16 protein-coding genes are annotated in these 12,822 nt (G+C 63.5%); 13 read left to right on the top strand and 3 right to left on the bottom strand.

The genetic code is table 11. The features are described 5' to 3' along the window. Positions 1 to 98: 98 nt before the first annotated feature. On the top strand, positions 99 to 410 hold the full coding sequence (locus tag GGR00_RS01705) for a DUF6105 family protein (protein ID WP_055977699.1): 312 nt from the start codon (positions 99 to 101) through the stop codon (positions 408 to 410). Here GGR00_RS01705 and ruvX read toward each other — a convergent pair. After that, entirely contained in the window at positions 377 to 862 is a 486-nt protein-coding gene (gene ruvX / locus GGR00_RS01700; protein WP_055977126.1) for a Holliday junction resolvase RuvX, read from the bottom strand. The two genes, GGR00_RS01705 and ruvX, sit on opposite strands and share 34 nt — an antisense overlap. Before the next feature lie 132 nt (positions 863 to 994). Here ruvX and GGR00_RS01695 point away from each other — a divergent pair, with 132 nt between their 5' ends. From GGR00_RS01695 to GGR00_RS01670, 6 genes are all read left to right on the top strand, one after another. Next, complete coding sequence (locus tag GGR00_RS01695; RefSeq protein ID WP_184697430.1) at positions 995 to 1,702, top strand: metal-dependent hydrolase; 708 nt, start codon at positions 995 to 997, stop codon at positions 1,700 to 1,702. 27 nt (positions 1,703 to 1,729) lie between these two features. Beyond that, entirely contained in the window at positions 1,730 to 2,149 is a 420-nt protein-coding gene (locus tag GGR00_RS01690; protein WP_055977119.1) for a hypothetical protein, read from the top strand. 83 nt (positions 2,150 to 2,232) lie between these two features. Continuing rightward, entirely contained in the window at positions 2,233 to 2,520 is a 288-nt protein-coding gene (gatC, locus tag GGR00_RS01685) for an Asp-tRNA(Asn)/Glu-tRNA(Gln) amidotransferase subunit GatC (protein ID WP_055977116.1), read from the top strand. Positions 2,521 to 2,589: 69 nt separating this feature from the next. Continuing rightward, positions 2,590 to 4,155, top strand: coding sequence for an amidase (locus tag GGR00_RS01680; RefSeq protein ID WP_184697427.1), 1,566 nt, complete (start codon positions 2,590 to 2,592; stop codon positions 4,153 to 4,155). 110 nt (positions 4,156 to 4,265) lie between these two features. Continuing rightward, complete coding sequence (locus GGR00_RS01675; RefSeq protein ID WP_184697424.1) at positions 4,266 to 4,952, top strand: YEATS-associated helix-containing protein; 687 nt, start codon at positions 4,266 to 4,268, stop codon at positions 4,950 to 4,952. 42 nt (positions 4,953 to 4,994) lie between these two features. Further along, positions 4,995 to 5,792, top strand: coding sequence for a YdcF family protein (locus tag GGR00_RS01670; RefSeq protein WP_184697421.1), 798 nt, complete (start codon positions 4,995 to 4,997; stop codon positions 5,790 to 5,792). Here GGR00_RS01670 and GGR00_RS01665 read toward each other — a convergent pair. Then, positions 5,741 to 6,496 (bottom strand): DUF599 domain-containing protein, encoded by a 756-nt coding sequence (locus GGR00_RS01665; protein WP_055977696.1) that lies wholly within the window; start codon positions 6,494 to 6,496, stop codon positions 5,741 to 5,743. The two genes, GGR00_RS01670 and GGR00_RS01665, sit on opposite strands and share 52 nt — an antisense overlap. A gap of 290 nt (positions 6,497 to 6,786) precedes the next feature. Between GGR00_RS01665 and GGR00_RS28495 the strand changes: the two genes are divergently transcribed. From GGR00_RS28495 to GGR00_RS01645, 5 genes are all read left to right on the top strand, one after another. After that, entirely contained in the window at positions 6,787 to 6,918 is a 132-nt protein-coding gene (locus GGR00_RS28495) for a hypothetical protein (protein ID WP_256371676.1), read from the top strand. A gap of 197 nt (positions 6,919 to 7,115) precedes the next feature. Further along, a complete protein-coding gene (locus GGR00_RS01660) occupies positions 7,116 to 8,519 on the top strand; it encodes an L-serine ammonia-lyase (protein WP_055977104.1) in 1,404 nt (467 codons plus the stop codon). A gap of 59 nt (positions 8,520 to 8,578) precedes the next feature. Further along, positions 8,579 to 9,016, top strand: a complete 438-nt coding sequence (locus GGR00_RS01655) for a DUF1489 family protein (protein ID WP_055977101.1) — start codon at positions 8,579 to 8,581, stop codon at positions 9,014 to 9,016. Positions 9,017 to 9,082: 66 nt separating this feature from the next. Next, entirely contained in the window at positions 9,083 to 9,814 is a 732-nt protein-coding gene (locus GGR00_RS01650; protein WP_184697418.1) for a vWA domain-containing protein, read from the top strand. After that, positions 9,811 to 10,506, top strand: a complete 696-nt coding sequence (locus GGR00_RS01645; RefSeq protein ID WP_184697415.1) for a DnaJ domain-containing protein — start codon at positions 9,811 to 9,813, stop codon at positions 10,504 to 10,506. Before GGR00_RS01650 ends, GGR00_RS01645 begins: the two co-directional genes overlap by 4 nt. A 43-nt stretch (positions 10,507 to 10,549) precedes the next feature. Here GGR00_RS01645 and GGR00_RS01640 read toward each other — a convergent pair whose 3' ends face one another. After that, positions 10,550 to 12,040: a serine hydrolase gene (locus tag GGR00_RS01640; protein WP_184697412.1), complete on the bottom strand. Its 1,491-nt coding sequence runs from the start codon at positions 12,038 to 12,040 to the stop codon at positions 10,550 to 10,552. A 269-nt stretch (positions 12,041 to 12,309) separates the two neighbouring features. Here GGR00_RS01640 and GGR00_RS01635 point away from each other — a divergent pair, with 269 nt between their 5' ends. Then, positions 12,310 to 12,639, top strand: a complete 330-nt coding sequence (locus GGR00_RS01635; protein WP_055977092.1) for a phasin family protein — start codon at positions 12,310 to 12,312, stop codon at positions 12,637 to 12,639. Positions 12,640 to 12,822: the final 183 nt, after the last annotated feature.

Raw genomic sequence — 12,822 nt, 5'->3', positions numbered from 1 at the left:
ACTGTCTTTTGCAAAGTAGTGGGAATCCCGATGCGGGTGTTGTTGAACCAGTTGCCAGACATTGACGCGACCTCGCCATGTGCGCGGAGGAACGCCTGATGCGCTACATCCTTGCCCTCTGGGCCGCGCCGCTGGTGCTCTTCTGGGGCTGGTACTTCCTGTCGATCTACGACATGCATTTCGGCTACTGGATGCTGTCGCGCCGCTTCAACCTTGCCATCTTCGAACTCTACGGCGAGATCCTCGGTGTCGATCCGGTGACGATCCCGTGGATGATGGCCAAGGCGTTCGTCATCGACACGCTGCTGATCCTGGCGATCTGGGCGTTCCGGCGCCGCAAGCAGATCGCGGAAAAGGTCAGGACGTTGCGGGCGCGCTATGCTTCGGCGGAATCGGCACCCAGCGTCTGAAGCCTGTCCAATACGCCTTGCAGGATAAAGGCGGCGGCGGCCGAATCGATCCGCCCGTCGCGCTTCTTGCGCGAAACGTCCATCTCGATCAGCGCGCGCTCCGCCGCCACCGTCGACAGCCGCTCGTCCCAGAACACGAACGGCAATGCGGTCAGATTGGCCGCATTGCGCACGAAGGCGCGCGATTTCTGGGCGCGGGGCCCCTCGGAGCCGTCCATGTTGATGGGCAGTCCGATCACGATCGCGCCGGTGTTTTCCTTGGCCAGCATGGCGAGCAAGGCTGCGATGTCGAGCGTGAACTTCTTGCGGATGATCACCGGGCGGGGATGCGAAAACGACAGGCCGCGATCGGACACGGCAACGCCAATCGTCTTGTCGCCGAGGTCAAGACCGGCCAGCGTCTTGCCACCAGCCAGCAGCTCAGGCAGTTGTTCAATCGTAGCGATGGCCAAGCGGCGTTCCTTCTGACTTGAGGCGAGCGTGTGCTGGAAGCGCTAACACCTTGAATTTGCGTATCGGCCCTTTGAAAGGCGCTTGGTGCGTTCTATCCTTTGGCCAACGAAATTGCGAGGAACGCCGAAACGATGAAACTGACCTGGTACGGACACTCGGCATTCCGCATCGAAGTGGCAGGCGCCACGATCCTGATCGACCCGTTCCTGAGCGGCAATCCCTCTTGGGGCAAGTCGTGGGAATCTGCGGCCGAAGGCGTCACCCATGTGCTTCTGACCCATGGCCATGACGACCATATTGGCGATGCCGCCGCCATCCTGAACCACACCGGCGCCATGCTCGTCGCCAACTTCGAGATCTGCATGTATCTCGTCGGCAAGGGCGTCAGCGACAAGGTGATCAATCCGGGCAACATCGGCGGTACCGTCGACTGCGGCGGTTTCACCACCACCTTCGTTGCCGCGCAACATTCGTCTTCGGCCGGCGGCCCCGGCGGCACCAATGTCTATCTGGGCAATCCCGGAGGGCTGGTGCTGCATTTCGCCGGCGAACGCACGCTCTACCACATGGGCGATACCGACATCTTCTCCGACATGGCGCTGATCAACGAACTGCACCAGCCGGCGATCGGCCTCGTGCCCGTCGGCGACCGCTTCACCATGGGCGGCGCGGTGGCGGCTCTCGCCTGCCGGCGCTTCTTCAAGTTCGAGACGGTGGTGCCGTGCCACTTCGGTACCTTCCCGATCATCGACCAGACGGCGCAACAGTTCGTCGACGGCATGGATGGTTCGGGCGTCGATGTGGTGCAGCCGAAAATCGGCATGGCGATTGACATCTGACCGATCTCCGGGAGGGAGGGACGAAGCATGAGGCACTGGCGAGGTTCCACGGCAGTTTTCCTGCTCTGGCTCGGCATTTCCGACGCAAGCGCCGAGGACTTCATCAAGGGCGTGTATCTCCAGTCCGAAGAACTCTGCGCCCAGGCCAAGAAGGATTCGGTTCAGACGGTGGTCGACGCCGGCGGCCTGATCCTGTCTGCGCAAGGCATCGAAAGCGTCGAGTACAATTGCGAGTTCCTCAATGTCACGCGGGCCACGCGTGCGCCGGCTTGGGCGGTGACGGCGCTCTGCCAGGAGCCCGGCCACCTGTTCCCGGACACGCTTTCCATCCTCGAGCTCAGCCCGACGCAACTCGATCTCGTCTCTGTCCGCACGGTCGATGCCGAGGGCGGCCAGACCAACAATGCCGGCACCTATTATCTGTGCGACGGCGTCACCATGCCGTGAGCCCGATCATCGATGTTGCGCCGCGCGCGCGGCGCCGTTATAGCCCGACCTGACCATTTTCCCGGCTTTCCGGAGTTTTTTCGATGTCCGTTGATCTCAAGACCGTCAAGCGCGTCGCGCATCTCGCCCGCATCGCGGTGAGCGAAGACGACGCTCAGCGCATGACCGGCGAATTGAACGCCATCCTCGGCTTTGTCGAGCAACTCAACGAGGTCGACGTCTCGGGCGTCGAGCCGATGACGTCGGTCACGCCGATGGAGATGAAGAAGCGCGTCGACGCCGTCACCGACGGCAACAAGGCTGCCGACATCGTCGCCAATGCGCCGGCGACCGACGAGAATTTCTTCCTCGTGCCGAAAGTGGTGGAGTAGGCCCTGGCCGTCCATTCCGCATTCCATCAAAAGCAGCTTTCGGCTGCCTGACACCGAAGTGATTTCGCCATGACCGATCTGACCCGACTGACGATTGCCGAAGCGCGCGAGAAGCTGCGCGGCAAGGAGATCACCGCCTCCGAACTGACGGAGGCCTATGTCTCGGCCATCGAGCAGGCCAATCCGACCTTCAATGCCTATGTCGCCACCACGCCCGACAAGGCGCGCGACATGGCCAAGGCATCGGACACCAGGCTCGCCAGGGGCGAGGGCGGTGCACTCGAAGGCATCCCGCTCGGCATCAAGGACCTGTTCGCTACCGAGGGCGTGCACACCCAGGCCTGCAGCCATGTGCTCGACGGCTTCGAGCCGCGCTACGAATCGACCGTCACGGCCAATCTCTGGGCCGATGGCGCGGTGATGCTCGGCAAGCTCAACATGGACGAGTTCGCCATGGGCTCGTCCAACGAGACCTCCTATTACGGCCCGGTGGTCAATCCGTGGCGGCGTTCGCGCGTGCAGACCACCGTCAAGCCGACCTTCCACGATGGCGGCAGCGGATTTGTCCAGCCCGGCGGCGTCGAGGAAAGCCGCAGCTACGACAACATGCAGCTGGTGCCCGGCGGCTCGTCCGGCGGCTCGGCTGCCGCGGTTTCGGCCTTCCTGTGCGCCGGTGCCACCGCCACCGACACCGGCGGCTCGATCCGCCAGCCGGCGGCCTTCACCGGCACCGTCGGCATCAAGCCGACCTATGGCCGCGTCTCGCGCTGGGGCACGGTTGCCTTCGCCTCGTCGCTCGACCAGGCCGGCCCGATCGCCCGCGACGTGCGCGACGCCGCCATCCTGCTCAAGTCGATGGCTTCGGTCGATGCCAAGGACACCACCTCCGTCGACCTGCCGGTGCCGGACTACGAGGCGGCGATCGGCAAGTCGGTCAAGGGCATGAAGATCGGCATTCCCAGGGAATACCGCGTCGACGGCATGCCCGACGACATCGAGGCGCTGTGGCAGAAGGGCATTGCCTGGCTCAAGGACGCCGGCGCCGAGATCGTCGACATCTCGCTGCCGCACACCAAATACGCGCTGCCGGCCTATTACATCGTGGCGCCAGCCGAAGCGTCGTCGAACCTCGCCCGCTATGACGGTGTCCGCTATGGCCTGCGCGTGCCGGGCAAGGACATCATCGAGATGTACGAGAACACCCGCGCCGCCGGTTTCGGCCGCGAGGTCAAGCGCCGCATCATGATCGGCACCTATGTGCTGTCGGCCGGTTACTACGACGCCTACTACCTGCAGGCGCAGAAGGTGCGCACGCTGATCAAGCGCGATTTCGAGCAGGCCTTCGCCGCCGGCGTCGACGTTATCCTGACACCGGCAACGCCGTCGGCCGCCTTCGGCATCGCCGACCAGGACATGGCCGCCGATCCGGTCAAGATGTACCTCAACGACATCTTCACGGTGACGGTCAACATGGCCGGCCTGCCGGGCATTGCGGTTCCCGCCGGCCTCGACGGTCATGGCCTGCCGCTCGGCTTGCAGCTCATCGGCCGGCCGTTCGACGAGGAAACGCTGTTCCAGACGGCGAACGTCATCGAGCAGGCTGCTGGCCGCTTCCAGCCGGAGAAGTGGTGGTAGACGCATGGGCCGCGCCTGAACGGCAGGCTCCATAGTCTTGCAACTGCAAGTAGATTGTTGAATTTTACGCAACTTCCGATATGCTGAATGGCATTTCGGGAGGGGTTGCGATGCTCTTCGGTTTGGTCATTGCGATGCTCGCGTCCGGCTGGCTGGGATGCTGCGCCAGATACGCCGCCAATTTCGAGTCGGCGAAAGAGACCGAGATCGCCGGGCGGCCCTGGGATCTGAACACCGTCTGGTCGGTGCTGGTCCTCGGGGCGGCGGCGGCGCTGGTGGTTCCGCTGTTCCTGTCGATCGCCAACAACAACATCATGACCGACATCCTGACCGCGCAGTCGCTTTCGTCTGTCGCCGGCAAGATCCTCATCGTCGCCGGCTTCTGTGTCCTGGCCGGGGCGACGGCCCCGAATTTCATCGAGAGCCTGGCGCAAAAGGCGCTGAACCTCGCCAAGAAGAATGAATCGAAGATCGAGAAGGTCGGTGAAAAGGCCGAAAGCAATCTGGAGCTGATTTCCGAGCAGATCGAGGCCGGCGACCAGGGCATGCCGGGCGCGAAGATCCAGGCAGTCAAGCCGCCGGCGGACCTGCCTCCGATGTCGGCCGACGAAAAGCAGATCGTGGCGTCGCTGAACAACATGGCTTACCGGCGCCGTACGATCACCGGAATCTCCAAGGAAACCGGCATGAGCAAGGAGAGGGTAAGGGAACTTCTTGCCGCCCTGGTGCAGGCAGGGCACGTGACGCAGCTGATGTCGTCTAGGACCGGGGTCGTTCTTTACGAACTCGCGATGTAATAAATTTGCCGTCGAGACTCACAGCACAGGCGGCAATACGATTTGTTTTTCTATCTGTCCAAGATCTTCTGGTTCTTCGCCCAGCCGCTCAATCTTGCAATCCTTCTGCTGCTGGCCGGGCTGATCGTCAGCTACTTCGGCCGGCGGCGCCTGTTTCGTGCTGCGACACTGTTTGCGGCACTGCTCCTGGCAGCCGCTGCCTGGACGTCGCTTGGCGCACTCATGCTCAACCCGCTCGAAGAGCGGTTTCCGCGCCCGCCGGTTCCCGAACAGGTCGACGGTGTCGTTGTGCTCGGCGGTGGTTTCGAGGGTGCCATCAACCTTGCGCGCGGCGGCTACGAACTCAACAGCGGCGGCGACCGCTTCGTCGAGACGGCCATATTGGCCCGTCGTTATCCCGCGGCCAGGATCGTGGTGTCGGGCGGCAGCGGCGCACTGATGCTGGACGGCGAGGGCGACGCCGACACGGCTCCACGCCTGCTCGAGGCGCTCGGCGTTTCACGCGATCGGCTGATCCTCGAGAACCGCTCGCGCAACACCTACGAGAATGCACTGTTCTCGAAAGAACTGGTCACGCCCAGGCCCGGCGAAACCTGGCTGCTGGTCACCTCTGCATTCCACATGCCGCGGTCGATGGCGCTGTTTGCCAAGGCGGAGTTCTCCGTCGTTGCCTGGCCGGTCGACTACCGCACGTCGGGCGAGGAGGGCGTCGGCCTGTTCACCGACAACCCTGCCGATTCGCTCCAGAACACGACGATGGCGGTGCGCGAGTGGATCGGGCTCGTGGCCTATTGGCTGTCCGGCCGGATCGACAGCCCGTTGCCAGGCCCGGAGTCCTGAACCAGGACCGCCTTGCGCGCCTCGGAGAAGAACTGGCGTCGGATCAGCACGCCGAGCAGAATGACCGTGGTGAGGAAAAACACGCGCGGGTCGATGAACCAGCCGAGATAGCCGATCGAGAAGAACACACCGCGCAGGCCGGCGTTGAAATGCTTGCCGGCGAGCTGGTTCATGCGCGTCGCCCGCAACACCGCGGTTTCGATCTCGGCGTCCGGTTCGCTGCGCGAGCCGAGCTGGGGCACCGCGCCGATCAGGATCGAGCAGTAGTTGAACAGCCTGTAGGCCCAGCCGAACTTGAAGAACGAATAGGCCAGGATGATGATCAGGCCGATGACCTTGATCTCGAACAGGGGACGCGCGGTGGCGCCCGCCAGGGGCACGTCGCTCAGTATGGCCAGCACGCGGTCGGAGGCGCCAAGTAGGGCGAAGCAGCCGCCGACGGCGATCAGCGAACTCGAGGCAAAGAAGGCGGTGCCTTGCTGCAGGCCGTTCATGATCGACGTGTCGACGATCCTGACCTCGCGCCGGGCCATCGTTGCCATCCAGGCGGCTCGCTGGGCATTCATGGCGCGGGTCAGCGACAGGCGCCTGACGATATGCCCCTCGGCGCCAAGTGCATGGAAAATCCAGCCGGCGAGGAAGAACGCCAGCGCCGCAATGTCGAGGCCGCTCAGGGGGCCGGTCATGGAGAAGGAATCGCCGATCATCGGCTTCAAGCTAGCATGGCGATAGGCAGGAATTCGAGGGCGCCTGTTCGCCGTGGTGCCGCCACAGGAGTTTAAAATCCGTGAATGGCTGATTTGGCATAAGTTACTGATTTGATTAAAATTGGATTGATGGCTGCATGGCTGGTATGCGCATTTCGCCACGCTTTGGCCATTTTTTGCAGTTGCGAACGCGCCGGCAAAGTCGTATCCAGCAGTCCCACTCGGAAAGAGCTGGAATGGCGGATGTACCGCCTGCTCGCCGAACGAAAAGGGTCTTGCGATACATCATGGATGACGGCGTTCAGAAATCCTGCTGGGGCCTCACGGCCAAGGCAGTGGTTGGCTTTGCGGTTTTTCTCCTTCTTGCCTGGCTTGTCAGCGGTGGCGCCGAAAAGGCGGCAGTCGTGGCAGGCGGCTGATCCCTTACCCTCAGGATTGGATACAAAAAGCGCGGCATGGCCGCGCTTTTTGCGTTTATGGCCTTGCGCAAGCTCGGCATTTTTCCAAATGTCGCGCGCTGAGCAAACAGCGTCGGATCGCGCTTAGCGACAGACGTGAAAACGACGGAATGATCGTATACATATGCGACTGAAGCCGCCGTCGCAGGGAGTGAGATTTGTTTCTTTCGGTATTCGACCTGTTCAAGATCGGCATTGGTCCGTCGAGTTCCCACACGATGGGGCCGATGACGGCCGCCGCGCGCTTCCTCGACGAGATCTTGGGCGGCGACTGGCCGCGCCCGGCGGGTGCCAAGGTCGACCGCGTCGGTGCCAGCCTGCATGGCTCGCTGGCCTATACAGGCGTCGGCCACGGCAGCGACCGTGCCGTCGTTCTCGGCCTGACCGGCCTTACGCCCGTCACAGTCGATCCTGATACCTCCGACGCCATCGTCGAGCAGATCGGTCGAGACAAGCACGTCTCGCCGCCCGGACATCCATCCTATCGCTTCGATCCGGCCGTCGACCTCGTGCTCGACAAGAAGACGCCGCTGCTCGGCCACGCCAACGGCATGGCCTTCTATGCCTATGACGGCGGCGATCGGCTGCTGCTCAAGCGCATCTATTACTCGATCGGCGGCGGCTTCGTCGTCTCCGAGGAGGAACTGCAGCGCATGAAGGCCAAGAGCGCGACACCCGCAGCGGGCAAGCGCGTGCCTTATCCATTCGCCAATGCCGTCGACATGCTGGCCATGGCGTCGCGCAGCGGGCTTTCAATCGCCGAGATGAAGCGTGCCAACGAAGAGACCCAGATGCCGCGCGCCGACCTCGACGCCGGCCTGGATGCGGTCTGGGACGCGATGAGCCGCTGCATCGACCGTGGCCTGTCGCAGGACGGCATCATGCCGGGCGGGCTGAAGGTCCGCCGCCGCGCTCGCCAGCTCCACGACAAGCTGCAGGAGCAGTGGAGCCAGAACCGGCCGAACCCGCTGCTCGCCAACGACTGGCTGTCGATCTATGCCATGGCCGTCAACGAGGAGAACGCCGCGGGCGGCCGCGTCGTCACGGCACCTACCAACGGTGCCGCGGGCACGCTTCCCGCCGTGCTGCGCTACTGGCTGCATTTCCATGTCGAGGCCGACAAGGACAGCATCCGCGACTTCCTGCTGACGGCGGCTGCCGTCGGCGGCATCATCAAGACCAATGCTTCGATCTCAGGCGCCGAGGTCGGCTGCCAGGGCGAGGTCGGCTCGGCCTCTGCCATGGCGGCTGCCGGGCTGTGCGCGGTCATGGGCGGGACACCCGAGCAGGTGGAGAACGCGGCCGAGATCGCGCTCGAGCACCATCTCGGCATGACCTGCGACCCGGTCGGCGGCCTCGTCCAGGTGCCGTGCATCGAACGCAATGCGCTTGGCGCGGTCAAGGCGGTCACCGCGGCGTCGCTGGCGATCAAGGGCGACGGCAAGCACTTCGTGCCGCTCGATGCCGCCATCGAGACGATGCGCCAGACAGGCATGGACATGAGCGAGAAGTACAAGGAAACCAGCCTGGGCGGCCTCGCGGTCAACGTCGTCGAGTGCTGAGCCTGTGCAAAACTCCTGCCGGCGTTGAATGCGCCGGCACGAGGCACTAGTTTCGGGCCATGTCACTGAACCTGATCAAGCTCTGCGTCGGTTGCGACAGCGTCGAGGATCTCGAGGAATGGATCGCCTTCCGCCTCGACGAGCGCCGCCGCGCCGGCGAGCCGGTGGAGCAGTTCCACACCACGCGCATGGTGCCGACGCGCGCTGCCGAGTTGACCGATGGCGGGTCGCTGTATTGGGTCATCAAGGGCAATGTGCAGTGCCGCCAGCGCCTGCTCGAAATCCGTCCCTTCACCGATGCCGAGGGCATCGGCCGTTGCCACCTCATCCTGGAGCCGACCGTCGTGCGCACCGACTGGCAGCCGCGCCGCGCGTTCCAGGGCTGGCGCTACCTCAAGATCGCCGAGGCGCCGGTGGATCTTGGCCAGGGCAATGCCGCACTCGCCGAGATGCCACCCAAGCTACGGCTTGAGCTCGCGGAACTCGGCCTGCTTTAGGCGGCTCCGGCCATCTCGCAAAGACGGGCTTGCAAGCAAACGCGCGCCGCCACATCTTCTTTGCTGATGAGCGACGAAAACAAGCCCCCGGTTACGTCCGCAAATCGTCCGCCGGCAGAGCGCCGTTCGGACGCAGCAGCCATCGATGCGTTTGTTCGCCAGGCGCGCGCGCTCGCGCCGGGCAAGGCGGGCGGGCGGCTCATCCTTGCGCTCGATGCGACGATGAGCCGGCAGCCGACCTGGGATCTCGCCTGCGAACTGCAGGGCCAGATGTTCGATGCCGTCGGCAAGACCGGCAGGCTCAACGTGCAACTGGTCTATTTCCGCGGGCTTGGCGAATGCCGGGCATCGAAATTCGTCGCCGAGACGGGCTCGCTGAAGAGCCTGATGACCTCGATCCAGTGCCGCAGCGGCCAGACGCAGGTCGGCAAGGTGCTGGCCCATGCGCTCAAGGAAACCTCCACCGCCAAGGTCGATGCGCTGGTCTATATCGGCGATGCGATGGAAGAGAACATCGACGAACTGGCCGAGAAGGCCGGTCGGCTGGGCCTGCACGGCGTGCCGGCTTTCGTCTTCCAGGAGGGGCATGACGCCGAGGCTGAACGCGCCTTCAAGGAGATCGCCCGGCTGTCCAAGGGGGCCTGGTTCCGCTTCGACAGCAAGGCGGCGGCGACCTTGTCGAAGCTGCTGTCGGCCGTCGCTGTCTTTGCGACCGGTGGAATCAAGGCGCTGCAGGCGAGGGGGCGTCCCGAGGACATGCTGATGATCGAGCATTTGAAGAGCGGCAAGGCGCCATGACAGTTTTTGCCGTCATCGCGGCTGTCCTGATCTTTTCCGGCCTTGTGGCCACCGCCTTCCTGCGCGCCGACGCGGGTCAGCTCGCACGGGCGCTGAAGCTGGCCGGGCCGGTCGTGCTGGGGCTCGTCGGCGTGGTCTTGCTGTTGCTCGGACGCGCGGCCATCGGTGGCGGCCTGATCTCGGCGGCACTGGCCTGGTATGCGGCTGGCGGCAGGGGGCGTTCAGCCGGCAAGACGCCGGGGAAACGCTCGACCGTGCGTACGGCAGCTCTCGAAATGGAGCTGGATCACGACAGCGGCGGCTTGCAGGGCGTGGTGCTGGCCGGGCGCGAGGAAGGCAAATCGCTGGCCTCGCTGGGGCTGGTCGAACTCAAGGCGCTGTGCAGGGAGCTTTCCGGCGACCCGGAAAGCCTCCAGCTACTTGAGACCTACCTTGACGGCAGGTTTCCCGCCTGGCGCGAAGACCCGAAGCCTGACGGTGACGACGGGCTGCGTGTTCCGCCAGGTTCTGGCGCCATGACTAAGGAGGAGGCCTACAAGGTCCTTGGTCTTGAAGCGGGGGCCGCCGCGGCGGATGTCCGCAAGGCGCATCGACGACTGATTCAGCGCCTGCATCCCGACCTGGGTGGCTCGTCTTTCCTCGCGGCGAGGATCAACGAAGCCAAGGACGTCCTTCTCTCCGATCATCACTAACTCTCCTTCGACACACTACTTTTCCAGGAGGTTGGCAGGGCGCCTACTGCGCGACGGCGTAGCAGGCGATCTTCTTCTTCTTCAGGGCGTTGCAGGCGTTCCAGGCTGAATCCTTGGATTCGAACCCGGCAAAACGGGCACGGAAATAGGTCACGCCGCCCTTCTCGAAGGGCACGGTGTAGGCGGACGCGTCGGCAAGAACCTGCGGCACACGCTTGGCGGTCTTGTCGAGGATCGCGCGGGCTTCGCCGTCGCTCGGCGAGGACGCGACCTGGATGGCCCAACCCGAGGGGACCGAGGCGGTCTTCATCTGGTCGAGAGCAGCCACGGCGGGAGCCGGCTCGGCATAGGCCTGCTCGATGGCTTCCGCGGTTGGAGCGCGATCCTTCGGCTTGCGGATCTGGAAGGGGATGTTGCCGCCGAAACGCTCGGCCGAGGCCATGGCGATCTTGGGCTTGCTGGCAAGCCCGATGGTCGGCTTGGGGGCCGGCACCGCGGCTGCAACGACGACTTCTTCCTCGACGGCCACTTCGTCGTCGGTGATGGCTTCCGCCACCTCGACAGTCTCGGCGACAGGGCGGGTATCTGGTGTCGGGATGTCGCGCTTGGGAAGGGCAACTTTGGCCAGTGTCACTTCAGGCATCGGCGTGTCGGTCTTGGCGATCAGGTCGCCACCGCCGCGCCTGGAGGCCTGCGGCAGGTAGGTCTTGATCAGGCCGGCCATCTTGTTGTCGCGGCTGGCGCCGCTGGTGCCGCCAAGAACCACGGCGACCAGGCTGCGGTTGCCGTCCTGGACCGAGGAAACGAGATTGAAGCCCGACGCACGGGTGTAGCCGGTCTTGATGCCGTCGACGCCCTTCACCCGGCCGAGAAGCCGATTGTGATTGGCGATGCGCTGGCGGCCGAAAGCGAAGCTGCGGGTCGAGAAGTAGCCGTAGTACTGCGGATAGTGCTCGCGCAGCGCGATGCCGAGCTTGGCCATGTCGCGCGCGGTGGTGAACTGCGCGGTGTTCGGCAGGCCGTTGGCGTTGCGGAAAACGGTGCCCTTCATGCCGAGGCTGCGCGCCTTGGCGGTCATCATCCGCGCAAAATTCTCCTCGGAGCCGCCGATCATCTCGCCAAGAGCCGTCGAGGCGTCATTGGCCGAGCGGGTGATCAGCGACAGGATGGCGGCTTCGACGCTGATGGAACCGCCAGCCTTGACGCCGATCTTGGTCGGCGGTTCGGCAGCTGCGTTCTTCGAGAAGACGACCCTGCTGTCCTTCTTGATCCGGCCCTTCGAAAGGGCCTCGAAGGTCAGGTAAAGCGTCATCATCTTGGTCAGCGATGCCGGATAGCGACGGGAATCCGCGTTCGACGAGTAGAGCGTCTCGCCAGTGTTGGCATCGATGACGATGGCCGCGGAGCGGCTGTCTTTCGCGGCGGAAGAGGGCGCCACCGACGACAGGCCAATGGCTGCTGCGAGGGTGAAAACCATGAATGATTTGATGGAGATGGCCGACTTCAGAACTTTGCCCGGCAACGCTTGACGCACTGTTACACCCTTGAATTATTGTTGCATGGGGCGGCAAAGGTTCCTGCCCCGTATCGATGCAACGTAGGGCTACAGCGTTACCAATCCGTTTATGGTAACCGGCTCGTTCACACTTTTGCTCGGGCTTTAGTCTAGTTTTAGGGAATCGGGTTTGTGCGGCGCGCTCTGCACATGACGCTGGGTCAGTTGACATTTTGTGCGTTGCACAATATCTAGGCTGCATCGCACAATCACATAGCGCAGCGCTCCCAACCCGAAAGGATGCAGCGATGACCCAGACCTATGAAGATTTCAGCAAATACGGCAAGGAATTCGTCGACACCGGCCTGAAGAGCTTCGCATCGCTCTCCAAGGGCGCGCAGGCGATCGCCACCGAGACGACCGACTATACCAAGAAGAGCTTCGAAGCTGGTGCAGCCACCGTTGAGAAGCTGCTCGGCGTGAAGTCGCTCGAGAAGGCCGTCGAGATCCAGACCGACTATGCCAAGCAGGCCTATGAAGGCTTCGTGGCAGAAGCGACCAAGCTCGGCGAGCTTTATGCCGAACTGGCCAAGGACGCCTACAAGCCGTTTGAGTCGCTCGTCGCCAAGGCGAAGTGACAGGCTGACACCTGATTTCAGGTAGGCTGGTCGAAAGATCCGCCAGAATTGACCCGGTTGCGTCCGCGCAGCCGGGTTTTTTGTTTTTCTTTTGCGTCGCTAATTCACGTTTCTGGCAAATCGGGCCCGCTAGCCGTGGTCGCCATATTGTCAGCACGTCAGAAGGGCTTAAAATCCTTCCGA

The sequence above is a fragment of the Aminobacter aganoensis genome (assembly GCF_014206975.1).
GTDB lineage: Bacteria > Pseudomonadota > Alphaproteobacteria > Rhizobiales > Rhizobiaceae > Aminobacter > Aminobacter aganoensis.
Note: the sequence above shows the minus strand (reverse complement) of the source record. Positions and strands in the feature narration are given on the sequence as shown.

Excerpts from the sequence above, each read along its gene's own strand:
- GGR00_RS01705 (WP_055977699.1), top strand. The coding sequence starts at position 99 with ATGCGCTACATCCTTGCCCTCTGGGCCGCGCCGCTGGTGCTCTTCTGG.
- GGR00_RS01695 (WP_184697430.1), top strand. The coding sequence starts at position 995 with ATGAAACTGACCTGGTACGGACACTCGGCATTCCGCATCGAAGTGGCA.
- GGR00_RS01690 (WP_055977119.1), top strand. The coding sequence starts at position 1,730 with ATGAGGCACTGGCGAGGTTCCACGGCAGTTTTCCTGCTCTGGCTCGGC.
- gatC (WP_055977116.1), top strand. The coding sequence starts at position 2,233 with ATGTCCGTTGATCTCAAGACCGTCAAGCGCGTCGCGCATCTCGCCCGC.
- GGR00_RS01680 (WP_184697427.1), top strand. The coding sequence starts at position 2,590 with ATGACCGATCTGACCCGACTGACGATTGCCGAAGCGCGCGAGAAGCTG.
- GGR00_RS01675 (WP_184697424.1), top strand. The coding sequence starts at position 4,266 with ATGCTCTTCGGTTTGGTCATTGCGATGCTCGCGTCCGGCTGGCTGGGA.
- GGR00_RS28495 (WP_256371676.1), top strand. The coding sequence starts at position 6,787 with ATGGATGACGGCGTTCAGAAATCCTGCTGGGGCCTCACGGCCAAGGCA.
- GGR00_RS01655 (WP_055977101.1), top strand. The coding sequence starts at position 8,579 with ATGTCACTGAACCTGATCAAGCTCTGCGTCGGTTGCGACAGCGTCGAG.
- GGR00_RS01650 (WP_184697418.1), top strand. The coding sequence starts at position 9,083 with ATGAGCGACGAAAACAAGCCCCCGGTTACGTCCGCAAATCGTCCGCCG.
- GGR00_RS01645 (WP_184697415.1), top strand. The coding sequence starts at position 9,811 with ATGACAGTTTTTGCCGTCATCGCGGCTGTCCTGATCTTTTCCGGCCTT.
- GGR00_RS01635 (WP_055977092.1), top strand. The coding sequence starts at position 12,310 with ATGACCCAGACCTATGAAGATTTCAGCAAATACGGCAAGGAATTCGTC.